The organism is Micromonospora sp. WMMD1128 (genome assembly GCF_027497235.1).
Classification (GTDB): domain Bacteria; phylum Actinomycetota; class Actinomycetes; order Mycobacteriales; family Micromonosporaceae; genus Micromonospora.
Genome location: NZ_CP114902.1, coordinates 1,258,746 through 1,283,049, shown reverse-complemented (window position 1 = coordinate 1,283,049; position 24,304 = coordinate 1,258,746). Strand labels below are relative to the sequence as shown.

The window sequence follows — 24,304 nt, the reverse complement described above, 5'->3', positions numbered from 1 at the left end:
GGGCCCCTTCTTAACGCCTCCGGTAGAGAAGGGGCCCCTTCTCACAGGCGACGACGATGGTCCGGCGATCCCTGGTGGGGATGCCGGACCATCGTCGTTGCGGGCGACGCCGGGACTGCGACCCGATCAGCCGACGGCGGCCAGGTCGGTCAGCCGGGCCAGCGAGTCCTCCAGGTCGGCGCCGACCCGGCGCAGGCCGAGCCGCAGCATGGCGGCCTTGACCGGCCCCGCGGGCCACCGCACGACGATCAACCGGACCACGGTGCCGCCGACCTCCTCGTCCGAGGTCAGCTGGACGTAGATCTCGGTACGCGCCTCGGCCCGGGCACCGGCGCCCTTGGCCCGCTCGCGCCAGCCGATCAGGGTCGGCTCCTGATAGGCGATCACCTCGGCCTCGTGGGCGGCGCCGCGTCCGGCCTGGACCAACTGCCGTCGGCCGAACCCCTCCCCGGACAGAACCTCGGCCGCGCGGACCCCCGCCAGCCAGGCCGGCAGCTGCTCGGCCCGCTGCACGACGTCCCAGACCTCTTCCACAGGCGCCACCACGTGTGCGCTACGTTCCACGAGGATCATTAGTGTCTTTCCCCCACTTAAATCACATCCGCGATATTTGGCACTCTATGTGTAAATCGGACTTAAGCGGACGGGATTGGAGAAGACACGCCGAACCCCCTTGCGTCGGGCCGCCTTCCCGGCCTATAGCGCGTCGCTCACCGGAGCCCTAGAGTCGCGAATACACTTCACGTCTCGGGAGGGCGAATTGACGACCGTGCCGATGCCCGACTTCCCCGCCGGCTTCCGCTGGGGGGTGTCCACCTCCGCGTACCAGATCGAGGGGGCGACCACAGTCGACGGCCGCGGGCCCTCCATCTGGGACACGTTCGCCCACGAGGCCGGCCGGATCGTCGACGGCAGCACCGGTGACCAGGCGTGCGACCACTACCACCGGCACGCCGAGGACACCGCGCTGCTGGCCGGGCTGGGCGTGTCCGCGTACCGGTTCTCGATCGCCTGGCCGCGCGTGCAGCCCACCGGCACCGGCCCGGCGAACACCGCCGGGCTGGACTTCTACGACCGGTTGGTGGACGGCCTGCTCGCCGCCGGCATCGACCCGGTCGCCACGCTCTTCCACTGGGACCTGCCGCAACCCCTTGAGGACGCCGGCGGCTGGCTCCACCGGGACACCGCCGCCCGCTTCGCCGAGTACGCCGACCTGACCGCGACCCGCCTCGGCGACCGGGTCAAGCTCTGGATCACACTCAACGAGCCGTTCATCCACATGACCCTGGGCTACGGCATCGGCACCCACGCGCCCGGCCGGGCGCTGCTCTTCGACGCCTTCCCGGCCGCACACCACCAACTCCTCGGGCACGGTCTCGCGGTCGCCGCGCTGCGCGCCCGCACCGCGAGCCCGGTCGCGATCGCCAACAACTACTCGCCGGTGCGGCAGGTCGGGGACACCGACGCGGACCGGGCCGCCGCGCAGGCGTACGACGCGCTGCACAATCGGCTCTTCACCGATCCGCTACTCGGCCGCGGCTACCCCGACGCGCCGGGCCTCGACCCGGCCGTGATCCGCGACGGCGACCTGGACGTGCTGGCCGCGCCGATCGACGTGCTCGGGGTGAACTACTACAACCCGACCGGCGTCCGGGCGCCCGAGGAGGGTTCGCCACTACCGTTCGAGATGGTGCCGCTCGACGGTTACCCGCGTACCGCCTTCGACTGGCCGGTCGCCCCGGACGGGCTGCGCGAGCTGCTGCGCCAACTCCACCACCGGTACGGCGACGCGCTGCCGCCCGTCCAGGTCACCGAGAGCGGCTGCGCGTACGACGACGCGCCGGACGCGCAGGGCCGGGTGGACGACCCGGAGCGGATCGCCTACCTGGACGGGCACGTGCGCGCGATGCGCGAGGCGATGGCCGAGGGCGTGCCGGTGACCGGGTACTTCGTCTGGTCCCTGCTGGACAACTGGGAGTGGGCGGAGGGGTTCACCAAGCGGTTCGGCCTGGTGCACGTCGACTACCCGACGCAGCGGCGTACCCCCAAGTCGTCGTACGCCTGGTTCCGGGACCTGGTCCGGCGATGACCACGGTCAGCCCGACGCCGGCCTCGCTGCCGGCGGCGCTCGCCGAACCGACCGTGCCGGTGCGGCGGAGCTGGATCGCGCTGATCTTCGCGGCGAACCTGGGCGTCTGGATGGCGTTCTTCACCCCGATCCAGGTGCTGCTGCCGCAGCAGGTGGAACGCATCGCACCGGCCGACAAGGAGGCCATGCTGGCGGTGGTGACCGGCCTCGGCGCGCTCGCCGCGGTGCTGGCCAACCCGCTCGCCGGCGCGCTGTCGGACCGTACCTCCCTGCGGTTGGCCAACCGGCACTTCGGCCGCCGGCACGTCTGGACCGCGACCGGCGCGGTGGTCGGCGCGCTCGCCCTGGTGCTGCTGGCCCGGCAGGACAGCATCGCCGGGGTTGCGGTCGCCTGGGTGGCCGCGCAGGTCTGCTTCAACGCCATGCTGGCCAGCCTCACCGCCGCGATCCCGGACCGGGTCCCGGTGGCCCAGCGCGGCGGCGTCTCCGGCTGGGTGGGCATCCCGCAGGCGCTCGGCCTGGTCGTCGGCGCGGTGCTGGTCACCGCCGTGGTCACCGGCAACGCCGCCGGGTACGCGGCGATCGCGCTCGCCGTGCTGCTGCTGTCGCTGCCGTTCGCGCTGCTCACCCAGGACGACCCGCTGCCCCGGGAGCACCGGTCGCCGCTGCGGGGGCGCGCCCTGCTCGCCTCGATGTGGATCAGCCCGCGTCGCCACCCCGACTTCGCCTGGGCCTGGTTCACCCGGTTCCTGGTGCAGACCGGCAACGCGCTCGGCACGCTCTACCTGCTCTATTTCCTCACCGACGGGGTGCGGGTGGCCGATCCCGAGGGATCGTTGCTGGTGCTGATCCTGCTCTACACGCTCGGCATGATGCTCACCGCCGTGGTCGCCGGACGGATCTCCGACCGGTCCGGACGACGCAAGGTCTTCGTGATCGTCTCCGGGCTGATCATGGCGGTGGCGGCGACGCTGCTCGCGGTGGCGCCGGTCTGGTCGATGGCGATCGTCGCCGCGCTGCTGCTCGGCGCCGGCTACGGGGTCTACCTGGCGGTGGACGCCGCGTTGATCACGCAGGTGCTGCCCGCCGCCACCGACCGGGCCAAGGATCTCGGGGTGATCAACATCGCGAACTCCGCGCCGCAGGTGCTGGGGCCGGCGCTCTCCGCCCCGATCGTGGTCCACCTGGGCGGATACCCGACCCTGTACGCGGTCACCGCGGCCGTCACGCTGCTCGGCAGCGCGCTGGTCGTGAAGATCCGCTCCGTACCGTGAGCGCCGCGTCCTTCGCCGCGTGTTAGGCGGGGGCCCCGCCACATCCGAATGCGTTAAGAAGGGCCCCCTCCTTAACCGCTGGCCGGCGGACGTAGGCTGGGGAACGTGACGGTACGTGTACGCTTCGCCCCCTCCCCGACCGGAATGTTCCACGTCGGCGGCGCCCGCTCGGCCCTGCAGAACTGGATCTTCGCCAAGCAGCAGGGCGGGGTGTTCGTGCTGCGCGTCGAGGACACCGACGCGGCCCGCAACCGGCCCGAGTGGACCGAGGGCATCCTCTCCGCGCTCGACTGGATCGGCATCGCGCGCGGCAGCTACGAGGGCCCCTACTTCCAGTCCGCGTACGCGGGCGAGCACCGCGCCGCCGCGCAGCGGCTGTACGAGGGCGGCCGGGCGTACTACTGCGACTGCACCCGAGAGGCCGTGCAGGCGCGTACCGGCTCTCAGCACCGCGGCTACGACGGCTTCTGCCGCGACCGGGGCCTGTCGGCCGGCGAGGGCCGGGCGCTGCGCTTCCGCACCCCGGACGAGGGCGAGACCGTGGTGGTCGACCTGATCCGCGGCGAGCCGACGTTCGAGAACAAGCTGATCGAGGACTTCGTCATCGCCCGCGGCGACGGCTCCCCGGTGTTCCTGCTGGCGAACGTGGTCGACGACATGACCATGGGGATCACCCACGTGATCCGGGCCGAGGAGCACCTGCCCAACACCCCGAAGCAGCAGCTGCTGTGGGACGCGCTCGGGGTCAAACCGCCGATCTGGGCGCACGTGCCGGTGGTGGTCAACGAGAAGCGGCAGAAGCTGTCCAAGCGGCGGGACAAGGTCGCCCTGGAGGCGTACCGGGACGAGGGCTACCTCGCCGACGCGATGCGCAACTATCTGATGCTGCTCGGCTGGGCGCCGTCGGGCGACCGGGAGATCGTGCCCTGGTCGGTGATCGAGGACGAGTTCCGGCTCGACGAGGTCAACCCGTCCCCGGCCTTCTTCGACGAGAAGAAGCTGCGCGCCTTCAACGGGGAGTACATCCGGGCGCTGCCGGTCGACGAGTTCGTCGCCGCCTGCCAGCCGTGGCTCACCGGCACCGACACCATCGTCCCGCCGCCGTGGCAGCCGGACGAGTTCGACCCGGCCGCGTTCGCGGCGGTGGCCCCGCTGGCGCAGACCCGGATCGCGGTGCTCAGCGAGATCGTGCCGAACGTCGACTTCCTCTTCCTGGCCGACCCGCTGATCGACGAGGCGGCCTGGGCGAAGGCGATGAAGGAGGGCGCGGCCGAGCTGCTGGACGCGGCGATCACCGCGTTCGAGGCGTTGGAGCGCTGGGACGCCGAGTCGTTGAAGGCGACGCTGGAGGCGGTCGGCGCGGAGCGCGGGCTGAAGCTCGGCAAGGCGCAGGCGCCGGTGCGGGTCGCGGTCACCGGGCGCACCGTCGGGTTGCCGCTGTTCGAGTCGCTCGAGGTGCTCGGCCGCGACCGCACGCTCACCCGCCTGCGCGCCGCCCGGATCCGCCTGGTCTGACCCCCGCCGCACCACCCGCGACCTCGGTCGCCCCGCCGCACACGGGCACACCGCGGATCTTGGTACGGGTTCGCCCTCGGGAGGGCGGCTGCGTACCAAGATCCGGGTACGGGTCCCCGTGTGCGACGGGCGGGCGGTCAGCGGCGGGCGGCGCGGCGGCGCAGCAGCAGCGCTCCAGCGGCAAGCGCGGCGAGCACCACCACCGGGGCGGCCACCCACAGCCAGCCCGTACCCCCGTCGTCGTCCGCCGCCGCGGCGGGCGTCGGGCTCACCGGCGACGGCGACGCGGCGGTGCTGGTGGGAGGGGCGCTGGTGGGCGCGGCGCTGCTGGACGCCGTGCTCGGCGACGGCGCCTCCGCCGGGGTGGTCAGGGTGAACCGGATCTCCCCCTTGATCGGGTGTCCGTCGTCGGAGCCGAGCTGGTAGGCCACGGTGTAGAGCCCGGCCGCACCCGGGGTGAACGGCACGCTCACCCGCTTGCCGGAGAACGTCGGCGCGCCACCCGCGGCGGACACGTCGTCCGGCCCGGTAACGGTGACCTTCGTCGTGGCCTCCTTCGGCGTGGCGAGGAACCGCAGCTCGATCCGCTTCGGCGCGGTGGCCACCCGGGCCGCGTTCCGCGGATCGCTGCCGGTCAGCGAGTTGTGCGCGGCGGCCGGCGCAGCCGGCAGCAACAGCGGCACCACCGCCGCCACCCCGAGCACCGCAAGCCAGGTACGTGCCCTACGGGCGACCCTGCCCCCCATGAACTCCTCCGTCCGGGTAAGATCCGGCCACTGATCATCGGCCACTCGTTTGTCGGTCTCAGCTCGCAGATAGTTCCAAATACTCTTCCACCAGCTGCAACCACGCGACGTTCTGCGGAGTCTTTGAGGTGGAGCAGGTCCAGTGTGACCGGCAGCGGAAGCCAGCCATCGAACGGGGCGAGGAGGCGGCGATGGTCCGTAAGGTGAGACGGCTGACGGCGGTCGTGGCCGGAGCGGCGTTGGCACTCACGTGCTCGCTGGCCCTCACCGGCGCCACGGCGGCCCAGGCCGCGCCGAAGCCCAAGCTCGCCCCGACCGGGGTGGACATCACCGGCGACCAGCTCGACCAGCCGCTGCAGCTCCGGGCCGACACCCGCCCGGCCGACGTCAGCCTGGTCATCGACCAGGTCAAGTGGCTGGGTACGACCGGGCAGCTGCGCGGCCCCGCGGCCAAGGATCTCGGTCCGAAGTACACGGTGGTGGTGCTCAGCGCCGGCAGCCCGCAGCACACCTACGACTTGTTCCCGCTGGCCAAGGGCGGCCCCCGGGTCTACCGGCCGGCGAAGCAGCCCGACCTGAGCCACCCCCGGGCGGGTTGGTTCTTCGGGCGTCTCAACATGTCCGAGACGCTGCGCTCCGTCGGGGTGCCGCTGGCGCCCCGGTTCGACACCATCTCCGGCGGCATCGGCGGCGGCGAGCGCGTGCTGCCGGAGGACGCGCTCGATCCGGTGGGCAACCTGGACACCGCGCTCGGCGACCTGCAGCGGCTGCTGCTGCTCAACGTCGGGGTGGTGCTTGTCATCACCGTCGGGCTGGCCGGCATCGCGCTCCTGGTGCGCCGCCGCACCCGCTGAGCCTCGGCTCAGGGCCGGCCGTCAGCGCCGCCCGCACCCGCCAGGCGCGTGGTCAGCACCAGCGGCGCGGCGGACGCTCCCGGCGGACGGTGCGGTTCCGCGGGCGCACCGCGCCGTGCTGGTGACCGCCCGCCCAGCCGCCCTGGTCGCTCAGGCAGCTCCGGTCCGACGCCGGCTCGACGGCCGGGTGCGCCGGCTCGCCGGACCGCTGGCGCGGCACCGCCGCGTCCTCGTCGGCACGCTCGGGCGTCCACCCGGCGGCCGGCTCGCCCGGGTGGGTCAGGCCCACCCGGCGCGGCTGGTCGTGGCCCATCCGGCACGGCTCGTCCTGGGCGCAGCCGTGCTCGGCCTCCCCGTGCGCCATCCCGGTCTCCTCACCTTCGCCTTCGCCCGTCGGGCGGAACTCCCCGACGCGCCCTGACACCGTACTGGCCCGACCCGACGAGATCGTCAGCGCGTACCGGTGGAGATCGTCCGTCCGCGGCGACGCCGTGGGATCGGAGTGGATCCGCTGGTCAGGGCGTGCCAGGCTGATGCGGTGAGCGAACCGGGCGGAACGGAGACGTCGGCGACGCTGCGCCGGATCGAGCGGGCGGCGGGCACCCTGGCCACCGCAAGCGTGGCCCGGATGGACGAGAGCCTGCCGTGGTTCCGGGAGCTGCCGGCCGACCAGCGTTCCTGGGTGATGCTCGTCGCACAGGCCGGCGTGCGGTCGCTCGTGCAGTGGCTGCGTCAGGGCGGCGGCGCGACCGACCGCACCCAGGAGGTGTCGGACGAGGTTTTCGACGCCGCGCCGCAGGCCCTCGCCCGCTCGATCAGCCTCCAACAGACCGTGGCGCTGATCAAGGTGACCATCGAGGTGGTCGAGGAGCAGGTGTCGGAGCTGGCCGTGCCGGGCGAGGAGCAGTCGCTGCGGGAGGCGGTGCTGCGCTTCTCCCGGGAGATCGCGTTCGCCGCCGCCCGGGTCTACGCCCGGGCCGCCGAGACCCGCGGCTCCTGGGACGCCCGGTTGCAGGCGTTGCTCGTCGACGCGCTGCTGCGCGGCGACTCGCCGGACGTGCTCGCCAGCCGGGCCGCGGCGCTTGGTTGGTCGGACGCGCCGCCGGTGGCGGTGGCGGTGGGCCGCTCGCCCGGCGGCGAGGTGGCGGCCGTGCTGCACACCGTCTACCGGCAGGCCCGGCGGATCGGCGTCGAGGTGATCGGCGGGGTGCACGGCGACCGCCTGGTGATAGTGCTCGGTGGGGCGGCCGATCCGCTGGCCGCCGCCGACAAGCTGCGACCGGCGTTCGGCGACGGGCCGGTGGTGGTCGGTCCCGCCGTGCCCAGCCTGGACGAGGCGACCGAGTCCGCGCGGGCCGCGCTCGCCGGCTTCCGGGCCGCGCCGGCCTGGCCGACCGCGCCGTGCCCGGTCGCCGCCGCCGAGCTGCTGCCCGAACGGGCGCTCGCCGGCGACGCCGAGGCCCGTCGCCGGCTGCGCCACGACGTGTACGCGGCGCTGGCCCGCGCCGGCGGCGAACTGCTGGAGACGCTCGACGCGTTCTTCGCCGCCGGCGGCACGCTGGAGAGCGCCGCGCGGGCGCTGTTCGTGCACCCGAACACGGTGCGCTACCGGCTGAAGCGGATCGCCGAGGTGACCGGCTTCTCGCCGCTCGCCCCGCGGGACGCCTTCGCGCTCCAGCTCGCGCTGACGGTCGGCCGGCTGGACCCGGTGTCACCCGTGGTCACACCCGTCCCGAACCAGACAGCGAGCGCGTCGGGGCGCAAAGCCACCCGAAGCGGCGATGATCGCCGCCGATCTTTGTAGGATTCCTCTAAAGCTTCTAGTGCGGTTTCGTGCCGTGCGTTACAGCGCGACCCGCGAATATCCGTCAGAGTCGTACACGTGCTCGCCGTACTCTCCCCCGGACAGGGTTCACAGAAGCCCGGTTTCCTGAACCCCTGGCTCGACCTCGCCGGCGTCGAGGCGCGCCTGCGCTGGTGGTCGGCGCTGGCCGGGGCCGACCTGGTCCACCTCGGCACCCGGGCGGACGCGGACGAGATCAAGGACACCGCCCGCACCCAGCCGCTGCTGGTCGCCGCCGCGCTGCTCGCCGCCGAGCACCTGCCGATGCACGACGTCGCGCTGGTCGCCGGGCACAGCGTGGGTGAGCTGGCCGCCGCCGCGCTGGCCGGAGTGCTGCCCGCCGAAGCGGCCGTGACGCTCGCCGGGGTACGCGGCCGGGAGATGGCCGCCGCCTGCGCGCTGGAGCCGACCGGGATGGCCGCCGTGCTCGGCGGCGACCCGGACGAGGTGCTCGCCGCGCTCGACACGTACGGGCTGCACCCGGCCAACCGCAACGGCGCCGGCCAGATCGTCGCCGCCGGAGCGGTCGCCGGGCTGGAAAAGCTCGCCGCCGAGCCGCCGGGCCGGGTCCGGATCATCCGGCTCCAGGTGGCCGGCGCGTTCCACACCCCCTACATGGCGCCGGCCGAGGCCGCCCTGGCCGGCGTGGCCGCCGGGGTCACCGTGGCCGACCCGACCCGCATCCTCCTGTCCAACCTCGACGGCACCCCGGTCGGGCACGGCCGGGAGACGGTCCAGCGGCTGGTCCGCCAGGTCACCGCCCCGGTCCGCTGGGACCTGTGCATGCGCGCCCTGGCCGACCTGGGCGTCACCGGCGTGATCGAGCTGCCGCCGGCCGGCACCCTGGCCGGCCTGGTCAAGCGGGAGCTCAAGGGCGAGGGCGCACCGGAGATCGTCACCCTGAACACCCCCGACGACCTGCCCGCCGCACGGAACCTCATCGCCCGACACGGCGGTCCCGCCGTCCGCCCGCCGGCGTCCCGCTTCCGGGTGGTGGTCTCCCCCGCCGCCGGCGTCTTCACGCCGGCGGCCGACCTGGCCGAGGGCGCCGAGTTGGGCGCCGGCCAGGTCGTCGGCCACGTCACCGGCCGGCAGGGGCCGGTCGAGGTGACCGCCCACCACACCGGGCCGCTCACCGCATGGCTCGCGCACCACGACGACCCGGTCGCACCGGGCCAGCCCCTCGTCCGCATCGGAGGATCGCACTAAATGGCCGGCAGCCGGATCGCCGCGATGGGGCACTACCAGCCCTCCCGCGTAGTCACCAACGACGAACTCGCGCAGATGGTCGACACCAACGACGAGTGGATCCGGGACCGGGTCGGCATCGTCTCCCGCCGGATCGCCGGTGACGAGACGGTGGCCGACATGGCCACCGCCGCGGCCGGCAAGGCGCTCGCCAACTCGGGCCTCACCGCCGCCGACATCGACCTCGTCGTGGTGGCGACCTGCACGTCCGTCGACCGCAGCCCGAACGTGGCCTGCCGGGTCGCGGCCAAGCTCGGCATCAACGCCCCCGCGGCGTACGACATCAACACCGCCTGCTCCGGTTTCGCGTACGCGTTGGGCACGGCGGACCACGCGGTCCGGGCCGGCGCGGCGCGCAACGCGATCGTCGTCGGCGCGGAGAAGCTCTCCGACTTCACCGACTGGACCGACCGGTCGACGTGCATCATCTTCGGCGACGGCGCCGGTGCGGCCGTGGTCACCGCGACCGCCGACGACGAGCCGGCCGGCATCGGCCCGGTGGTGTGGGGTTCGGCGCCGGAGAAGAGCGACGCGGTCCGGATCGAGGGCTGGCAGCCGTACGTCGCGCAGGAGGGCCAGTCGGTCTTCCGCTGGGCCACCACCGCGCTGGCCCCGCTCGCGCTCCAGGCCTGCGAGCGGGCCGGAGTGGACCCGTCGGAGCTGGCCGCGTTCGTGCCGCACCAGGCGAACGGCCGGATCATCGACGGCATCGCCAAGCGGCTGAACATCCCGGACGCGATCATCGCCAAGGACATCGTCGAGTCCGGCAACACGTCGGCGGCGAGCATCCCGCTGGCCCTGTCGAAGCTGATCGAGCGGCGTGAGGTGCCCTCGGGCGCCCCGGTGCTGCTGTTCGGTTTCGGTGGCGGCCTGACCTACGCCGGTCAGGTCGTCCGCTGCCCCTGAAGACCCCCTCGGGCGCGAACGCGCTCCAGGCGCGGTGGTCGGCGTCGCCGGCCACCGGAAAACCCGATGAGAGGAACCAACCGCAATGACCCGTGACGAGATCACCGCCGGCCTCGCCGAGATCCTCGAAGAGGTTGCCGGCGTGAACCCGGACGACGTGGCCGAGGGGAAGTCCTTCACCGACGACCTCGACGTCGACTCGCTCTCGATGGTGGAGGTCGTGGTGGCGGCCGAGGAGAAGTTCGGCGTCAAGATCCCGGACAACGAGGTGCAGAACCTCAAGACCGTCGGGGACGCGGTCAGCTACATCGAGGCGCAGTCCTGATCATGAGTCGCCCCGACGTCGTCGTCACCGGGCTCGGCGCGACGACCCCGCTCGGCGGGGACGTCGCGTCGACCTGGGACGCCATGCTCGCCGGCCGCTCCGGGGTGGGTCCGCTCACCCAGGAGTGGGCCGGGCAGCTGCCCGTCCGGATCGCCGCCCAACTGGCGGTGGATCCGTCCGAGGTGCTCGACCGGGTGAAGCTGCGCCGGCTGGACCGGTCCGAGGCGATCGCCCTCATCGCCGCACGGCAGGCGTGGGCGGACGCCGGGCTGGCCGACGCCGGGCCGGACCCGGAACGGCTCGCGGTCAGCGTCGGCTCGGGCATCGGCGGCGCCACCACCCTGCTCGCCCAGGACGACATCCTGGAGGCGTCCGGCCCGCGGCGTGTCTCACCGCACACGGTGCCGATGCTGATGCCGAACGGTCCCGCCGCCTGGGTCGGGCTGGAGCTCGGCGCCAAGGCCGGGGTGCACGCGGTCGCCAGCGCCTGCGCGACCGGCGCGGAGGCGATCTCGCTGGGGCTGGACCTCATCCGCGCCGGCCGGGCCGACGTGGTGGTGGCCGGCGGCACCGAGGCGGTCATCCACCCGCTGCCGATCGCCGGATTCGCCTCGATGCGGGCCATGTCGACCCGCAACGACGACCCGGAGCGGGCCTCCCGGCCGTGGGACAAGGGTCGGGACGGATTCGTGCTCGGTGAGGGCGCGGGCGTGGTGGTCCTGGAGCGGGCCGACCACGCCGCCGCCCGCGGCGCCCGGATCTACGCGCGCCTGGCCGGCGCCGGGATCACCTCGGACGCGTACGACATCGTGCAGCCGCACGCCGAGGGTGAGGGCGCGGTGCGGGCCATCGCCCGGGCGCTCGCCGACGCGGACCTGCCCGGCCGGGACATCGTGCACGTCAACGCGCACGCCACCTCCACCCCGGTCGGCGACATGCTGGAGATCGGCGCGCTGCGCCAGGCGGTCGGCGACCACGTGCTGCTCACCGCCACCAAGTCGATGACCGGGCACCTGCTCGGCGCGGCCGGCGCGCTGGAGTCGATCGCCACCATCCTGTCCATCCGGGACGGCGTGGTGCCGCCCACGATCAACCTGGACGACCCGGACGACGGGTTGAACCTGGACGTGGCCGCGCACAAGGCCCGGCACCTGGAGATCCCCGCCGCGCTGAACAACGCGTTCGGTTTCGGCGGCCACAACGTGGCGCTGGTCTTCACCCGCCCTTGAGACGTGTAAGGAGGGGCCCCTTTTTAACACACGTGTGTTAAGAAGGGGCCCCTCCTCACCTCCGGTTGCGGGGGTGCTGGCGGGCGGTCCGCTCGTTGCCGCGCCGGTAGTTGCCGGTCCATCGCGCCATCACCAGCTGCGGGTCGTCCTGCACCTCGGCCAGGAACTGCGCGGCCCGACCGCCACGGAGCATGCCGGCGACCCGCCCGTGATGCGTGATCACCACGGCGCCGTCGGCGCGTTCGACGTAACGGAAACCCTGCGGCGCCTCTCCCATGGGCGCACCCTGCCACCCGGGCGCCCCGCGCCGCATCCGGTTTCGGCGCGCGCCGAAGGTGTTAAGAAGGGGCCCCGCCTATACCGCAGGCGTTAAGCGGGGCCCCCTCCTTACATCAACCCTCGCAGGTGGTGGCGGGGAGGTTGGGGACGGGCACCGGGGCGTGGCCCGTCGGGCGGGCCTTGCCGGCGAGCACCGCGGCCAGCGCGTCCATCGACGCCCGGGTGGACGAGTAGGTGGCCAGCACCGTCGGTGACTTCGCCCCGGACAGCACGTACGGGGTGTCCATCGCCACCGTCACGGCCGCGTCGGCGCGCAGGTCCTTCGCGCCGTCGCCGTACCCGACCAGGTGCACCACGGTCCCGCCGGAAGACACCACCTTCACCCCGGCGGCGGTGAGCGCCTCGGTCAGCGCGGCCCGGGTGCGGTCCCGGCCACCGGAGGAGGTGACCCGGATCGGGCCCTTCACCGCGCCCCCGCACTTGCCGCGCAGCACGGTCACCGCGGCGGCGGCCAGGTCGGTGGCGGCCTTGCGGTGGTCGGCGCCGGCAAGCGTGGACAGGGCCGGCTGCGGGCGCCCGGCCAGCTTGAACTTCATGGTCAGCACCCGGGTGACCGCCTCGACCAGGCGGGCGCGCGGCAGCGAGCCGTCCGTCAGCGCGGCGCGCAGCCCGTCGTACGCCTGGCTCACGTTCGGGGTCATCAGGATGAGGTCGTTGCCGGCCTTGAGCGCGCGGACCGCCGCCTCGCCCGGTGACCACTTCTTCGCCGGCGCCATGTTCATCCCGTCGGTGATCACCACGCCCTGGAAGCCGAGCTGGCCGCGGAGCACGTCGGTGAGCACCTTGTGGGAGAACGTGGCCGGGGTGCCCGGGTCGATCGCCTTGACGTCCAGGTGGGCCGACATCACCGCCATGGCGCCGGCGTCGATCCCGGCGCGGAAGGGCGGGAACGCGGTGCGGTCCAGCACGGCCCGGGACTGCCCGACCACCGGCAGCTCGGAGTGCGAGTCGGCGGCGGTGAGGCCGTGGCCGGGGAAGTGTTTGACCGCGGCGCCGACGCCCTCGGCCTGGAGCCCGCGGACCGCGCCGGCCACCTGGGGGGAGGCGGTCGCCGGGGTGGCGCCGAAGGAGCGGGAGCCGATCACCGTGCTGCGGGTGACAAGCACGTCGGCGACCGGGGCGAAGTCCAGGTTGATCCCCATCGCCGCCAGTTCGGATCCGGCGGCCCGCCAGGCGGCCTCGGTCAGCGCCGGGTCGCCGGCCGCGCCGGCGGCGAGCGGGCTGGGCAGTTGGGTCACCCCGTCGGTGATCCGGGTGACCACGCCGTACTCCTGGTCGGTGCCGATCAGGAACGGCGCGGCGCCGGCGGGCAGCTTGCCGGCGGCGGCGCGCAGCCCGTCGGTGAGCCCGCGGACCTGCTTCGGGTTGTCGACGTTCGTGGTCTCCTGGTTGCCCGAGGTGGGGTCGTCGGCGCTGAAGCCGACCAGGATCACCCCGCCGAGGCGATATTTCGCCACCATCTCGGCGGGTGTGTCGACGCCGGCCAAGGCGCGGTTCCCGGCGGCCGAGCCGGCCGAGACCTCGGTGGCCGAGCTGCCGTAGGCGTACGGCATCAACACCTGCCCGACCAGGTCCTCGTCGGCGAGCGTGGCGACCAGGGCGGCGGCCCGGGCGGCCGGGTCGGCGGGGGCCGGATCGGTCGGGGCCGGTGTGCTCGACGACGACGCCGGGGTCGACGGGGCCGGTCGGGGCCGGTCCGGCCCGTCCGAGCATCCGGAGGCGAGCAGCGCGGTCAGTGCGGCGAGCGCGACGGCGGAGCGACGCGGGGATATCGACACGGGCCCCACCGTATCGGGGCAACTCGCTCCACCGTCATCCCACCCGCGTGAGCAGCGTCACCGGCGCGCCGTCGCCGGCGTACCGGTAGGGCTCCAACTCGGCGTCCCAGGCGGTGCCGAGCGCCTTGTCCAGGGCGTGCGCGAGCGCCTCCGGGGCCCGGGCGGCGGCCATCAGGCTGCGCAGCCGGTCCTCGCCGAGCTGGATGTCGCCGGCCGCGCCGACGGTGGCCCGGAACAGGCCCCGGCCCGGGACGTACATGAAGCGTTCGCCGTCGACGCCGGGACTGGGCTCCTCGGTCACCTCGAAACGGATCATGGGCCACTGCCGGAGGGCAGCAGCCAGCTCGGCGCCCGTCCCCGGGCTGCCGGTCCAGCCGCACTCGGCGCGGCGGGCGCCGGGGTCGACGGGTTGACCCGTCCAGTGCAGGTTGACCGGCGCGGCAAGGACGCGCGCGATCGCCCACTCGACGTGCGAGCACACGGCGAGCGGGGTCGAGTGGACGTATACGACGCCACGCGTTGGCACGGTGACCTCCCGGTGAGCCGAGGTGCGTCTTCCCCTACGACCTCGTCACCCGAGTGGTCTCTGGCACACATGATGACCGCTGTGGCAGGTGGTGCGCCAGCGAATCGGAAAATTCGCCGGGGTCGGGCGGCGGGAAATAGCCGGGCGGCCGACCCGGTTGTGTCCGGTGAACGGCGCGACCACCAGCCGGGTGTCGCGTTCGTGTACAGTTCTCTGGGCGGTTCTGTGCCGCCGCACGTCTTCGCGGGCCGGCGCTCACCCCGGGCGTCACTCGCACAGCCCCCGGACGGCCTTGCCGTCCCCACCGTACGTCTGCAAGGAGTACCTCCGTGGCGAGCAACACCTCTAAGACCGCGCGCGCGTCAGTCCGGGCCGGCCAGGCTGGCCAGGGTGGCGCCCTCAGCGTGCTGGGCGAGTTCAAGTACCTGATCCCGCTCAACGGCGGCAAGCACGCCTACGTGCGCAACCTGACCAACGGCAAGACCGCGCACCTGCGCACCGACTCCGACGCCTTCGTCGAGGAGATCCGGGTGCTGGCCGCCGCCGGCCACGCCGCCAAGATCCGTGCCGAGCTGAACGGCTTGGCCGCGGCCCACCCGGACCACGGCTGGGACGCCACCGAGAAGCGTCTCGTCGAGGCCGGCGTCTTCGAGGGCTGAGCCCCCTCACCCGCACCATCACGACCGCCCGTCGGGGATCACCCCGGCGGGCGGTCGCGCGTCTCCTCCTCCGGCAGCACCGTGACCGCACCGGTGGCCAGGTCGTAGAGCGCGCCCACCACGGCCACGTCCCCGGCCGCCACCGGGCCGGCGAGCCGGTCGTCGGCGCGCAGCGCGGCCACCGTCCGCCGCACGTGCCGGCGGATCGCCAGCGGGTGGACGGCCGGGTCGTCGACGCCGACCTCGACCACCGCCGGAGCGATCCGGTCCACCACGTAGGCCAGCGCGCCACCGGGGCGCCGCCCGGTGCGCACCGCGTCGACCGCCGAACCGACCGCGCCGCAGCGCTCGTGGCCGAGCACCATCACCAGCCGTACGCCGAGCTGCCCCACCACGTACTCGATCGAGCCGCACACCGCCCGGTCCAGCACGTGCGCGCCGGTGCGGATCACGCAGATCGAGCCGAATGTCTGGTCGAAGATCGCCTCCAGCGGCACCCGGGAGTCGATACAGCCCAGCACCACCGCGTACGGCTGCTGGTCGCCGGAGGCCACCGCGGCGGCGGCGCTGACGTCGTGCCCGTGCAGGGGCTGGCCGCTGACGAAGCGGCGGTTGCCGGTGAGCAGCTCAGCCAGGGCGGCGCGGGGGCTGCGGGCGGCGGGGGTGGACGGCATGCCCCCAGCCTGGTCACCGGTCCGACCCGGCGCGGGCGGACGGTGAATCTTCTCCCGCCCCGATTGCCGTGGTGTGATGGCGGGTAACGCCGATGTTACCGCCGGGTCGCCCCGGTGACGCACCCGACGGCCCGGGAGGTGGACCATGGAACTGCGACTTCCCGACGACGTACGCCTGCACGTCACGGCGACCGGGCCGGTCGACGCCGAGGTCACCGTGGTCCTGCTGCACGGCTGGACGCTCGACGGGCGGAGCTGGCACCGCCAGGTCGCCGACCTGCGGGAACGCTTCGGTGACCGGGTGCGGGTGATCGCCTACGACGCGCGCGGGCACGGCCGGTCGAGCTGCCTGACGCTGCGCGACGCCACCCTGGCCCAGCTCGGCGACGACCTGGCCGCGGTGGTCGACGAGTTCGCCCCGTCCGGCCCGGTGGTGCTGGTGGGGCACTCGATGGGCGGGATGACCGTGATGGAGTACGCGCACCGCCACCCCGACCGGTTCGCCGCCCGCACCGCCGGCCTGGTCTTCGTCGCGACCACCGCCGAGGGGCACACGCACACCGTCTACGGGCTCTCGCCCCGGATCGCGCGGCTGATCCGGCTCGCCGAGACCACCGGCGCCGGCGTGCTGGCCCGCTGCGGCGGCTGGCGACCGCCGCACGCGTTGCTGCGCGCGTTGCGCCCCAGCATCCGCTGGATGCTCTTCGGCGACCGCTGCGACCCGGCGGACATCCGGCTGGTCACCTCCGCGGTGGCGCGCGCCACGCTGCGCTCGATCGGCGGGTTCCGCGCCTCGATCGGCGCCCAGCACCGACTGGACACGCTCGCCGCGCTCGGCGGACTGCCGGCCGCCGCGCTGGTCGGTGACCGGGACCGGCTCACCCCGCCGCCCTGCGCCGAGTCCATCGCGGCGGCGCTGCCCACCGCGGAGTTGACCGTCTGCCCCGGCGCCGGTCACATGCTGATGATGGAGCGCCCGGACGAGGTGAACGCCGCCGTCGCTAGCGTGCTGCGCCGGGTGCTCGCCGGCCCGGCCGCGCCGGGCGCCCGGTCGGCCGCGCCGGCCGTAGCCCGTCGGCGACGCCGGGCGGCCGGTCGCCGGGTGGCGGCCTGACCCGCGGCCGGGAACAGGTAACCGCCTGACCGGCGTACGGGCGGCCGGGAAACGGGTGGGAACAGCCGGATAACGGGCAACCGGCACCGGCGTGTGCCGGTCAGCGGCATGGCCCCGACGTCCGGCTTGCCGGCGGCCCGTACCCTCATTCAGCCCGTTGCGCCGTCCGACCACAGGAGCACCGCGTTGACCGACCAGACCACGCTGGACCGGGAGATCGCCGCCGAGCAGCGGCACCTCGACCGGGTGTACGCCCGGCTGGCCGAACTGCGCCGGTCCGCGGCCGACGCCGAGCGGGAGGGCTACCGGATGGCGCGGGTCGGCACCTTCGGCGCGCTTGTCGAGCGGGACGCGATGGTCTTCCACGCCGCGCAGCGCCGGCACGTGCTCGACGCCGAGCACGAGGGGCTGGTCTTCGGCCGGCTGGACCTGCGCACCGGGCAGGTGCTGCACGTGGGGCGGCTCGGCGTACGCGCCGACGACGCCGAGACGCTCGTGGTGGACTGGCGGGCCCCCGCCGCCGCCGCGTTCTACCAGGCCACCCCGGCCGAGCCGCGTGGTGTGGTGCGCCGGCGCACGATCCAGTCGGCGGCCGAGAAGGTGACCCGGATCGAGGACGACCTGCTGGATCCGGAGGCCGCCCCGGCGGACATGGCGGTGGTCGGGGACGGCGCGCTGCTGGCCACGCTGTCCCGGGCCACCGGCCGGGGCATGCGGGACATCGTCGCCACCATCCAGCGGGAGCAGGACGAGGCGATCCGCTCCCCCGGCAACGGTGTCACGATCGTCTCCGGCGGCCCGGGGACCGGCAAGACGGCGGTGGCGCTGCACCGGGCCGCGTACCTGCTCTATTCCGATCGTGCCCGCTATGCCGGCGGCGGCATCCTGGTGGTCGGCCCGTCGGGTGTGTTCGTCGAGTACATCGCCTCGGTGCTGCCCTCGCTCGGCGAGGAGACCGCCACCCTGCACTCGCTCGGTTCGCTGTTCCCGGGGCTGTCGGCGACGCGGACCGACCCGCCGGAGGTGGCGGCCGTGAAGGGGTCGCTGCGGATGCGCCGGGTGCTGGAACGGGCGGCCCGGGACGCGGTGCCGGACTCCCCGGCCGAGCTGCGCCTGCTCTACCGCGGTGAGTTGCTGCGGTTGGAGCGGCAGGCGTTGGATGCGGTGCGGGACCGGACGCTGACCCGGGGCGCGCGCCGCAACGAGGTGCGCCGGGCGGCGTTCGACGCGGTGCTCGCCGCGCTCTACGCGCAGGCCCGCACGCTGCGGGTGGGCCGGCTGCCGGAGCAGCCCGCGTTCGAGGACGAGATCATCGAACGGCCGGAGTTCCGCGACTTCCTGCGGGCCTGGTGGCCCCGGCTGCACCCGCGCCACGTGCTGGGTTGGCTGGCCCGGCCCGAGCGGCTGCGCCGGTACGCCGGCGGGATCCTCTCCTCGGCCGAGATCCGGCTGCTCACCGACGCCTACCTGACGCTCGCCGACGAGGGCCCGACGGTCGCCGACGTCGCCCTGCTCGACGAGTTGGACGCGCTGCTGGGCAAGCCGGTGCAGCGGGCCCGGCCGAAGCGCGACCCGTACCAGCTCGCCGGCGGCGTGCGCGAGCTGAGCACGTACGCCGATCGGCAGCGCGCCGCCCGCGCGGCGGCCCGGGAGCGCCCGGCGGACTACCGCGAGTACGCCCACGTGGTGGTGGACGAGTCGCAGGACGTCTCACCGATGCAGTGGCGGATGGTGGGGCGGCGCGGCCGGCTGGCGTCCTGGACGGTGGTCGGCGACCCGGCGCAGACCGCCTGGACGGGTGACCCGCAGGAGCTGGACCGGGCCCGGGACCAGGCGTTGGGGCGGCGGCGCCGGCACCGCTACGAGCTGACCACCAACTACCGCAACTCGGCGGAGATCTTCGCGGTGGCGGCGGCGGAGATCCGCCGGCTGTACCCGGACCTGACGCTTCCCGACGCGGTGCGCTCGACGGGTGTGCCGCCGGTCCAGCGCGCCGTGGCCGCGGCCGAGCTGCCCGCGGCCACGGTCGAGGCGGCCGAGGCGCTGCTGGCCGAGGTCGAGGGCACGGTCGGCGTGATCACGCCGGTGCCGCGCCGGGACGAGGTGGCCGGCTGGCTGGGCCAGCTCGGCGCCGGCCGGCTCCAGGTGGTGACCAGCCTCCAGGCCAAGGGCATGGAGTACGACGGGGTGGTGCTCGTCGCGCCGGGCGAGATCCGGGCCGACCCCGGTTCGGGGGTACGCACGCTCTATGTCGCGCTCTCCCGGGCCACCCAGCGGCTGACCACGCTCGACCCGGTGGGCTGACCCACCTCACTTGCACACATAGCGATGTGAGCATAGATTGGTTCCGGCCGAGCTATGGGGCGGAGGGTGTGCGCGTGGGTGCAGGTCATGACCACAGCGGCGCGGTGACCAACGCGGCGCAGCGCCACGCCGGCCGGCTCTGGGCGGCGTTCGCGCTGCTCACCGTGCTGATGCTGGTCGAGGCGGTGGCCGCCTTCACGACCGGCTCGCTCGCGCTGCTCTCCGACGCCGGGCACATGTTCACCGACGTGCTCGGCATCGGCATGGCGCTCGCCGCGATCACCGCCACCCGGCGTGCCCGGACCGACCCGCAGCGCACATTCGGGCTCTACCGGCTCGAGGTGCTCGCCGCGCTCGCGAACGCGGTGCTGCTCGGCGCCGTCGCGGTCTACGTCCTGGTCGAGGCGGTACGCCGGTTCGGCGAGCCGCCCGAGGTGCTCGCCGGGCCGATGCTCGTGGTGGCCGTGCTCGGGCTGCTGGCCAACATCGCCGCCTTCGCGCTGCTGCGAGCCGGCGCACAGGAGAGCATCAACCTGCGCGGGGCATACCTGGAGGTGCTGGGCGACCTGCTGGGCTCGCTCGGGGTGATCGGCGCGGCGATCGTCATCGCGTTCACCGACTGGTGGTGGGCCGACCCGGTGGTCGCGGTGGCGATCGGCCTGTTCATCCTGCCGCGCACCTGGCGGCTCGGCCGGGCCGCGGTACGCATCCTGGTGCAGGCCGCGCCGGAGCACCTCCAGGTGACCGCGGTGCACGACCGGCTGGCCGCCGTGCCCGGCGTGGCGGAGGTGCACGACCTGCACGTGTGGACACTCACCTCGGGGATGGACGTCGCCTCGGCGCACCTGACCACCGACCCGCGCGCCGAGGTCGCCACCGTGCTCGCCGCCGCCCGGGCCGCGCTGCACGAGGACTTCTCGATCGATCACGCCACGTTGCAGATCGAACCCGGAGCGTCCGCCGGCGGCTGCGGCCCGACCGAGTGGTAATTAGAACAAACTTAAATCTGGGTGGCTATTGTTGACAATTGCCGGTTTTGCCCGGTATTCGGCTCCGGCTGGTGGAGCCGGGTCCGGGCCGCGCCGGTAGGCTCGATCGCGGCCAACCCACGGGCGTCACTCCGGCGCCGGTGGAGCGGCCATCGCCTAATCGCCCGTGGGGCGAGCCGGGGAACCACGTACGTGGGGTGCATCCGCGTCAGCGGTAGGGATCTTCCGTCCCGAACCCGTCAGCTAACCCGGTCGGCGGTTGACGGAAGGACACGTGAATGCCCACAGTGGCACCTGTACGACGGACGGCCGCCCGGTTGGCGGCCCTGCTCGTCGCGACGCTGGCCCTCGGCGTCGCGACCGTGCCGGTCTCCCCCGCCACGGCGGCGCCGACCGGCCGGCTCGCCGCCGCACCCGGCGACGACGACGAGGGCGGCACACCGACCCTGCGCGCCCAGCTCGACGCCGCGAGCAAGGGCTGGCTGGAGGCCAAGGCCGCGCTGAACAACTCGGTCAACCGGCAGAAACAGCTCAACGACCGGCTCACCACGATCGGCGCGGAACTGACCGAACGCGACGCCAAGGTCGGCGAGATCGCCGGGGTGGCGTACCGCACCGGCCGGATGGGCACCGCCGCGGCGCTGCTCGCCAGCAACAGCCCGGAAGGTTTCATGGACCGGGCCGCGGCCCTGGAGACCGTCGCCGCGCACGAGGACCGGACCCTGCGCGAGCTGATCGCCACCCGGGACGAGGCGGTCCGCACCCGCGCCGCGCTCACCGTCGAGATCAGCGAGCAGCGCAAGCAGGTCGCGGTGATGGCCAAGCGCAAGGAGCAGGCCGAACGGGCGTTGGAGGTGGCCAACCGCAAGCCGCCGGCGAGCGCCGGCAGCAGTGGCGGCGGCAGCAGCGCCCGAGGCTCGTCCTCGGCCAACGCGAAGCCGGCCAAGCGCAACTCCGACGGCTCGTGGCCGGCGGAGTCGTGCAGCGTCAACGACCCGACGCCGGCCAGCGGCTGCATCACCCCGCGCACGCTGCACGCGCTGCAACAGGCCAAGGCGGCCGGCTTCACCAGGTACGTCTCCTGCCACCGACCCAGCGGCTCGGGTGAACACCCGAAGGGGCGGGCCTGCGACTTCGCGGCCCAGAAGAACGGCTTCGGCGGCGTCGCCAGCGGCGGCGACAAGACGTACGGCAACAACCTGTCCGCGTACTTCATCCGCAACGCCGACCGGCTCGCCGTGCTCTACGTGATCTGGTTCAAGGAGATCTGGCTGCCCAGCAGCGGCTGGAAGTCCTACAGCGGGGGCAACGGCGACCCGTCCAGCGACCACACCAACCACGTGCACCTGTCGGTCTACTGAGCACTACGCTCCCCGACGTACACCGGGTGTCGCCGCGTGGCCCACGACGTGGGCCACGCGGCGGTCGACGATCGACGCATGGGACGACTCTCCCCCGCCGGCCGTAAGGCGCTGCTCACCGCGCACCTGGTCACCTCGCTGGGCTGGCTCGGCACCGACCTGGGGCTGCTCGCGCTCGGCGTGGCCGGGCTGCGCGGCGCCGACCCGGAGGTGGTGTACCCGGCGGCGGCACTGCTCGCCACCTGGCTGTTCGCGCCGCTGAGCGTGGCGGTCTGGTTGGTCGGCACCGCCAGCGCGCTGCTCACCCCGTGGGGTCTGCTGCGCTGGCGCTGGGTGCTGGTGAAGTTCGCGCTCACCACCGTGATGCTCGGCCTGGTGCTGCTCCTGCTCACTCCCCGGATCCGGCACCTCGGCGCGCTCGCCGGGGCCGCCGACACCCACCTGCGGGTGGATCTGGTGGTGCCGCCGGCCGTCTCGACCACGCTGCTCCTGGTCGCCACCGTGCTGTCCACGTACAAGCCGTGGGGTCGGCTGCGCCGCAGCGGCTGAGTCGCCACGTCAGGCCGGTCGACCCTCCAGGGTCGCGCCGAGACGGGCGGCGAGACCCAGGTGGGCGGCCCGGGCCTGCCGGAACGCGTAGCCGAACAGCGGTGCCGGTGCGGTGAGGGTGATCTCCACGTCGATCCGCACCACGCCGTCGGTCTCGTCGCGCATCCGGGTGTGGTTGCGCACCGTCGTCGCCGGCTGTTGCCGGGCCACGGTGACCACCTCGTCCTCGTTGGCGATCAACACGTCCGCCTGGTAGGTCACCGGGAAGTGCAGCGGGCCGAGCTCCAACCGGTCGGTGATCGCGTAGCTCGCCAGCGCGCCCGGCCGGGGCGGCAACTGCCGGACCCGGACGATCAACGGATGCAGCTCGCCCTGCCGGCTCAGGTCGCCGAGCAGGGCCACCGCGTCCGCCCGGCTGCACCGGGCCTGCACGGTGTAGCTGAAGCTGTCGCTGCTCTGCAACCCGCCCCCCTCGCCGTCATGGGTCCGGACGATCGTCCCGTACCGGGGCCGGGCTGGCAACGGGTCGAAGGTCCCCGACCGGCGAGGGCCGAGTGGAGTCAACGCGACGCGCCGACGTGGGGTGGGCCGGTGACGGTCAGGCGCCGGGGAGCACCTCGGGCGCCTCGTCGGCGAACCAGGGCTCGGGCGCGCCGAAGAGGCCCAGCAGGCCGGTCACCCAGAGCTGCCGGTGCACGAACCGGCTCGGCTCGGTGACCACGAGCTTGACGCCGCTGACCTCGCACGTCTGGAAGCCGGCGACCATGGCGCTGATGCCGACGGAGTCGATGAACGTGACGAGCCGCATGTTGAGCTCGATCCGTGCGGGGCGGCCCTTGGCCAGCACCTCGGCGATCGACTCCCGCACCTCGTATGCGGTGTCGACATCGATCTCCCCACGGGGCGCGATCTGGACAACCCCACCCGGACGCATCGACTTCACGATCGACAGGCTCACGCGAGCACCTCCACTCGCCCCTTCGGGCGCCTCATCAGTACGCGGGCCGCGACCGAGAGTATTCCTCCAACGGCCCCGGTCGCCACCCCCGGGGATGAGCAATTTGCGGACTGGGCACACCTGGGCGAACCCAATCCGGACTTACGGGTTCCGATTTCCCCTTCGACGCGGACCGCGATCGGCCGAACGACAGGTCCGAGTCGGCCGATCCGCTGACCCAGGGTAGCGGGCGCAGGCACGTCGCGACCAACACCCGCCCGCTCGGCGCGTTCACCCGCTTCGTCCCGTTCCGCCCCCGCTTCCCACCTCCCGGTACCCGCCGTCCGCATCTCGGGAGCCCGGAGATCTTGGTACGGAATCGCCCCTCCGGGGGCGGCTTAATACCAAGATCCAGCCGCGTGGGGTTTGGCGGAGGGCTTCCCGGGGCACTGCGCGTGGGAGTGAACCGTGACGCGCCGGATGAACGCCGGAGTCCGAAGTGGCCGTCGGGCTTCGGCACCCGAGGAGGTAGAACGATGTTCGGATCCAGCCTGATGGACCGCCGCAGCAAGCCCGAGCGGGTCGCCGACCAGGCGTGGCAGCACCTGCTCACTGCCGTCGGCGCCGCCGGTGACAGCGTGCGGGACGCCGCCCTCTCCGCCCGCCGCAACTCCTCCGGCCTGGCCGACGACGCCACCGACCTGGTCGGCTCCGCCGCCGACGAGGCACGCCGCCGGGCCGGCCTCGCCTTCGACGCGCTCGCCGGACGCCGGCCCGCGCTGCCGTGGACGTTGCTGATCGCGGCGGCCCTGACCGGCGCCGCCATCGGCTGGGCCGCCGGCACGGCCGCCCGGGCGGCCGGCAGCCGGGGACGCGACGCCGACGAGATCGAGTTCGTGGACGTCGACCGGCCGAACTCCCCGGCCGGCCTGGACGGCTGACCGCACCTCGTCCCGCACGCGGCAGCCGTCCTCGGTCACGGCTCCGGTCACGAAAGCGATGGCCGCCCCCGGTACTCCGGGGGCGGCCACCTGTGTGATCGGCA

Annotated in this window: 25 protein-coding genes and 1 riboswitch; of the genes, 16 read left to right on the top strand and 9 right to left on the bottom strand. The window is 73.7% G+C overall.

Annotated elements, in window-relative coordinates; all coding sequences use genetic code 11:
• Nucleotides 1–126: 126 nt before the first annotated feature.
• Complete coding sequence (locus tag O7602_RS06255) at nucleotides 127–573, bottom strand: SRPBCC family protein (protein ID WP_281587267.1); 447 nt, start codon at nucleotides 571–573, stop codon at nucleotides 127–129.
• A 202-nt stretch (nucleotides 574–775) separates the two neighbouring features.
• Between O7602_RS06255 and O7602_RS06250 the strand changes: the two genes are divergently transcribed.
• The 3 genes from O7602_RS06250 to gltX all read left to right on the top strand — a co-directional run bounded on the left by O7602_RS06250 (nucleotide 776) and on the right by gltX (nucleotide 4,878).
• On the top strand, nucleotides 776–2,089 hold the full coding sequence (locus O7602_RS06250; protein ID WP_281590146.1) for a GH1 family beta-glucosidase: 1,314 nt from the start codon (nucleotides 776–778) through the stop codon (nucleotides 2,087–2,089).
• The gene (locus O7602_RS06245) at nucleotides 2,086–3,363 is read left to right on the top strand and encodes an MFS transporter (protein ID WP_281587266.1); all 1,278 of its coding nucleotides are present in this window, start codon (nucleotides 2,086–2,088) and stop codon (nucleotides 3,361–3,363) included. The genes O7602_RS06250 and O7602_RS06245 overlap by 4 nt, the downstream gene beginning before the upstream one ends.
• Before the next feature lie 144 nt (nucleotides 3,364–3,507).
• Entirely contained in the window at nucleotides 3,508–4,878 is a 1,371-nt protein-coding gene (gene gltX / locus O7602_RS06240; RefSeq protein WP_281590145.1) for a glutamate--tRNA ligase, read from the top strand.
• Nucleotides 4,879–5,015: 137 nt separating this feature from the next.
• Here the strand turns inward: gltX and O7602_RS06235 are convergent, their stop codons facing one another.
• Nucleotides 5,016–5,624, bottom strand: a complete 609-nt coding sequence (locus O7602_RS06235) for a copper resistance CopC family protein (RefSeq protein ID WP_281587265.1) — start codon at nucleotides 5,622–5,624, stop codon at nucleotides 5,016–5,018.
• A gap of 191 nt (nucleotides 5,625–5,815) precedes the next feature.
• Here O7602_RS06235 and O7602_RS06230 point away from each other — a divergent pair, with 191 nt between their 5' ends.
• Complete coding sequence (locus O7602_RS06230; protein WP_281587264.1) at nucleotides 5,816–6,478, top strand: hypothetical protein; 663 nt, start codon at nucleotides 5,816–5,818, stop codon at nucleotides 6,476–6,478.
• Between the two features lie 52 nt (nucleotides 6,479–6,530).
• Here the strand turns inward: O7602_RS06230 and O7602_RS06225 are convergent, their stop codons facing one another.
• Nucleotides 6,531–6,842 (bottom strand): hypothetical protein, encoded by a 312-nt coding sequence (locus tag O7602_RS06225; RefSeq protein ID WP_281587263.1) that lies wholly within the window; start codon nucleotides 6,840–6,842, stop codon nucleotides 6,531–6,533.
• A gap of 138 nt (nucleotides 6,843–6,980) precedes the next feature.
• Here O7602_RS06225 and O7602_RS06220 point away from each other — a divergent pair, with 138 nt between their 5' ends.
• From O7602_RS06220 to fabF, 5 genes are all read left to right on the top strand, one after another.
• Complete coding sequence (locus O7602_RS06220) at nucleotides 6,981–8,282, top strand: helix-turn-helix domain-containing protein (protein WP_281587262.1); 1,302 nt, start codon at nucleotides 6,981–6,983, stop codon at nucleotides 8,280–8,282.
• 78 nt (nucleotides 8,283–8,360) lie between these two features.
• The gene (locus O7602_RS06215) at nucleotides 8,361–9,530 is read left to right on the top strand and encodes an acyltransferase domain-containing protein (RefSeq protein WP_281587261.1); all 1,170 of its coding nucleotides are present in this window, start codon (nucleotides 8,361–8,363) and stop codon (nucleotides 9,528–9,530) included.
• Nucleotides 9,531–10,475 (top strand): beta-ketoacyl-ACP synthase III, encoded by a 945-nt coding sequence (locus O7602_RS06210; RefSeq protein WP_281587260.1) that lies wholly within the window; start codon nucleotides 9,531–9,533, stop codon nucleotides 10,473–10,475.
• A gap of 85 nt (nucleotides 10,476–10,560) precedes the next feature.
• Nucleotides 10,561–10,800: an acyl carrier protein gene (locus tag O7602_RS06205; RefSeq protein WP_007072348.1), complete on the top strand. Its 240-nt coding sequence runs from the start codon at nucleotides 10,561–10,563 to the stop codon at nucleotides 10,798–10,800.
• Between the two features lie 2 nt (nucleotides 10,801–10,802).
• Entirely contained in the window at nucleotides 10,803–12,029 is a 1,227-nt protein-coding gene (gene fabF, locus O7602_RS06200) for a beta-ketoacyl-ACP synthase II (protein WP_281587259.1), read from the top strand.
• A gap of 55 nt (nucleotides 12,030–12,084) precedes the next feature.
• Here fabF and O7602_RS06195 read toward each other — a convergent pair whose 3' ends face one another.
• The 3 genes from O7602_RS06195 to O7602_RS06185 all read right to left on the bottom strand — a co-directional run bounded on the left by O7602_RS06195 (nucleotide 12,085) and on the right by O7602_RS06185 (nucleotide 14,672).
• Nucleotides 12,085–12,306 (bottom strand): hypothetical protein, encoded by a 222-nt coding sequence (locus O7602_RS06195; protein ID WP_281587258.1) that lies wholly within the window; start codon nucleotides 12,304–12,306, stop codon nucleotides 12,085–12,087.
• A gap of 115 nt (nucleotides 12,307–12,421) precedes the next feature.
• Complete coding sequence (locus O7602_RS06190; RefSeq protein WP_281587257.1) at nucleotides 12,422–14,146, bottom strand: glycoside hydrolase family 3 protein; 1,725 nt, start codon at nucleotides 14,144–14,146, stop codon at nucleotides 12,422–12,424.
• Between the two features lie 34 nt (nucleotides 14,147–14,180).
• Nucleotides 14,181–14,672: a DUF3145 domain-containing protein gene (locus tag O7602_RS06185; RefSeq protein WP_281587256.1), complete on the bottom strand. Its 492-nt coding sequence runs from the start codon at nucleotides 14,670–14,672 to the stop codon at nucleotides 14,181–14,183.
• Between the two features lie 329 nt (nucleotides 14,673–15,001).
• On the opposite strand from O7602_RS06185, the gene O7602_RS06180 reads away from it, so the two are divergent.
• The gene (locus O7602_RS06180) at nucleotides 15,002–15,331 is read left to right on the top strand and encodes a hypothetical protein (RefSeq protein ID WP_281587255.1); all 330 of its coding nucleotides are present in this window, start codon (nucleotides 15,002–15,004) and stop codon (nucleotides 15,329–15,331) included.
• Between the two features lie 38 nt (nucleotides 15,332–15,369).
• Here O7602_RS06180 and O7602_RS06175 read toward each other — a convergent pair whose 3' ends face one another.
• On the bottom strand, nucleotides 15,370–16,005 hold the full coding sequence (locus O7602_RS06175; RefSeq protein ID WP_281587254.1) for a carbonic anhydrase: 636 nt from the start codon (nucleotides 16,003–16,005) through the stop codon (nucleotides 15,370–15,372).
• Between the two features lie 145 nt (nucleotides 16,006–16,150).
• Here O7602_RS06175 and O7602_RS06170 point away from each other — a divergent pair, with 145 nt between their 5' ends.
• From O7602_RS06170 to O7602_RS06150, 5 genes are all read left to right on the top strand, one after another.
• The gene (locus O7602_RS06170; RefSeq protein ID WP_281587253.1) at nucleotides 16,151–17,119 is read left to right on the top strand and encodes an alpha/beta hydrolase; all 969 of its coding nucleotides are present in this window, start codon (nucleotides 16,151–16,153) and stop codon (nucleotides 17,117–17,119) included.
• A gap of 186 nt (nucleotides 17,120–17,305) precedes the next feature.
• Complete coding sequence (locus O7602_RS06165) at nucleotides 17,306–19,423, top strand: AAA family ATPase (protein WP_281587252.1); 2,118 nt, start codon at nucleotides 17,306–17,308, stop codon at nucleotides 19,421–19,423.
• Between the two features lie 74 nt (nucleotides 19,424–19,497).
• Nucleotides 19,498–20,412, top strand: coding sequence for a cation diffusion facilitator family transporter (locus O7602_RS06160; RefSeq protein ID WP_281587251.1), 915 nt, complete (start codon nucleotides 19,498–19,500; stop codon nucleotides 20,410–20,412).
• A 143-nt stretch (nucleotides 20,413–20,555) separates the two neighbouring features.
• A riboswitch (cyclic di-AMP (ydaO/yuaA leader) is annotated at nucleotides 20,556–20,686 on the top strand.
• Between the two features lie 4 nt (nucleotides 20,687–20,690).
• Nucleotides 20,691–21,773: a hypothetical protein gene (locus O7602_RS06155; protein WP_281587250.1), complete on the top strand. Its 1,083-nt coding sequence runs from the start codon at nucleotides 20,691–20,693 to the stop codon at nucleotides 21,771–21,773.
• 78 nt (nucleotides 21,774–21,851) lie between these two features.
• Entirely contained in the window at nucleotides 21,852–22,322 is a 471-nt protein-coding gene (locus O7602_RS06150; RefSeq protein ID WP_281587249.1) for a hypothetical protein, read from the top strand.
• A 9-nt stretch (nucleotides 22,323–22,331) separates the two neighbouring features.
• Here the strand turns inward: O7602_RS06150 and O7602_RS06145 are convergent, their stop codons facing one another.
• Both O7602_RS06145 and O7602_RS06140 read right to left on the bottom strand, forming a co-directional pair.
• The gene (locus O7602_RS06145) at nucleotides 22,332–22,784 is read right to left on the bottom strand and encodes an SRPBCC family protein (RefSeq protein WP_281587248.1); all 453 of its coding nucleotides are present in this window, start codon (nucleotides 22,782–22,784) and stop codon (nucleotides 22,332–22,334) included.
• 136 nt (nucleotides 22,785–22,920) lie between these two features.
• Nucleotides 22,921–23,280, bottom strand: coding sequence for an STAS domain-containing protein (locus O7602_RS06140; RefSeq protein ID WP_281587247.1), 360 nt, complete (start codon nucleotides 23,278–23,280; stop codon nucleotides 22,921–22,923).
• Between the two features lie 515 nt (nucleotides 23,281–23,795).
• Between O7602_RS06140 and O7602_RS06135 the strand changes: the two genes are divergently transcribed.
• The gene (locus tag O7602_RS06135; protein ID WP_281587246.1) at nucleotides 23,796–24,200 is read left to right on the top strand and encodes a hypothetical protein; all 405 of its coding nucleotides are present in this window, start codon (nucleotides 23,796–23,798) and stop codon (nucleotides 24,198–24,200) included.
• Nucleotides 24,201–24,304: the final 104 nt, after the last annotated feature.

Excerpts from the sequence above, each read along its gene's own strand:
- O7602_RS06250 (WP_281590146.1), top strand. The coding sequence starts at position 776 with ATGCCCGACTTCCCCGCCGGCTTCCGCTGGGGGGTGTCCACCTCCGCG.
- fabF (WP_281587259.1), top strand. The coding sequence starts at position 10,803 with ATGAGTCGCCCCGACGTCGTCGTCACCGGGCTCGGCGCGACGACCCCG.
- gltX (WP_281590145.1), top strand. The coding sequence starts at position 3,508 with ATGTTCCACGTCGGCGGCGCCCGCTCGGCCCTGCAGAACTGGATCTTC.
- O7602_RS06150 (WP_281587249.1), top strand. The coding sequence starts at position 21,852 with ATGGGACGACTCTCCCCCGCCGGCCGTAAGGCGCTGCTCACCGCGCAC.
- O7602_RS06155 (WP_281587250.1), top strand. The coding sequence starts at position 20,691 with ATGCCCACAGTGGCACCTGTACGACGGACGGCCGCCCGGTTGGCGGCC.
- O7602_RS06235 (WP_281587265.1), bottom strand. The coding sequence starts at position 5,624 with ATGGGGGGCAGGGTCGCCCGTAGGGCACGTACCTGGCTTGCGGTGCTC.
- O7602_RS06170 (WP_281587253.1), top strand. The coding sequence starts at position 16,151 with ATGGAACTGCGACTTCCCGACGACGTACGCCTGCACGTCACGGCGACC.
- O7602_RS06205 (WP_007072348.1), top strand. The coding sequence starts at position 10,561 with ATGACCCGTGACGAGATCACCGCCGGCCTCGCCGAGATCCTCGAAGAG.
- O7602_RS06210 (WP_281587260.1), top strand. The coding sequence starts at position 9,531 with ATGGCCGGCAGCCGGATCGCCGCGATGGGGCACTACCAGCCCTCCCGC.
- O7602_RS06175 (WP_281587254.1), bottom strand. The coding sequence starts at position 16,005 with ATGCCGTCCACCCCCGCCGCCCGCAGCCCCCGCGCCGCCCTGGCTGAG.
- O7602_RS06195 (WP_281587258.1), bottom strand. The coding sequence starts at position 12,306 with ATGGGAGAGGCGCCGCAGGGTTTCCGTTACGTCGAACGCGCCGACGGC.
- O7602_RS06255 (WP_281587267.1), bottom strand. The coding sequence starts at position 573 with ATGATCCTCGTGGAACGTAGCGCACACGTGGTGGCGCCTGTGGAAGAG.
- O7602_RS06135 (WP_281587246.1), top strand. The coding sequence starts at position 23,796 with ATGTTCGGATCCAGCCTGATGGACCGCCGCAGCAAGCCCGAGCGGGTC.
- O7602_RS06245 (WP_281587266.1), top strand. The coding sequence starts at position 2,086 with ATGACCACGGTCAGCCCGACGCCGGCCTCGCTGCCGGCGGCGCTCGCC.
- O7602_RS06230 (WP_281587264.1), top strand. The coding sequence starts at position 5,816 with ATGGTCCGTAAGGTGAGACGGCTGACGGCGGTCGTGGCCGGAGCGGCG.
- O7602_RS06225 (WP_281587263.1), bottom strand. The coding sequence starts at position 6,842 with ATGGCGCACGGGGAGGCCGAGCACGGCTGCGCCCAGGACGAGCCGTGC.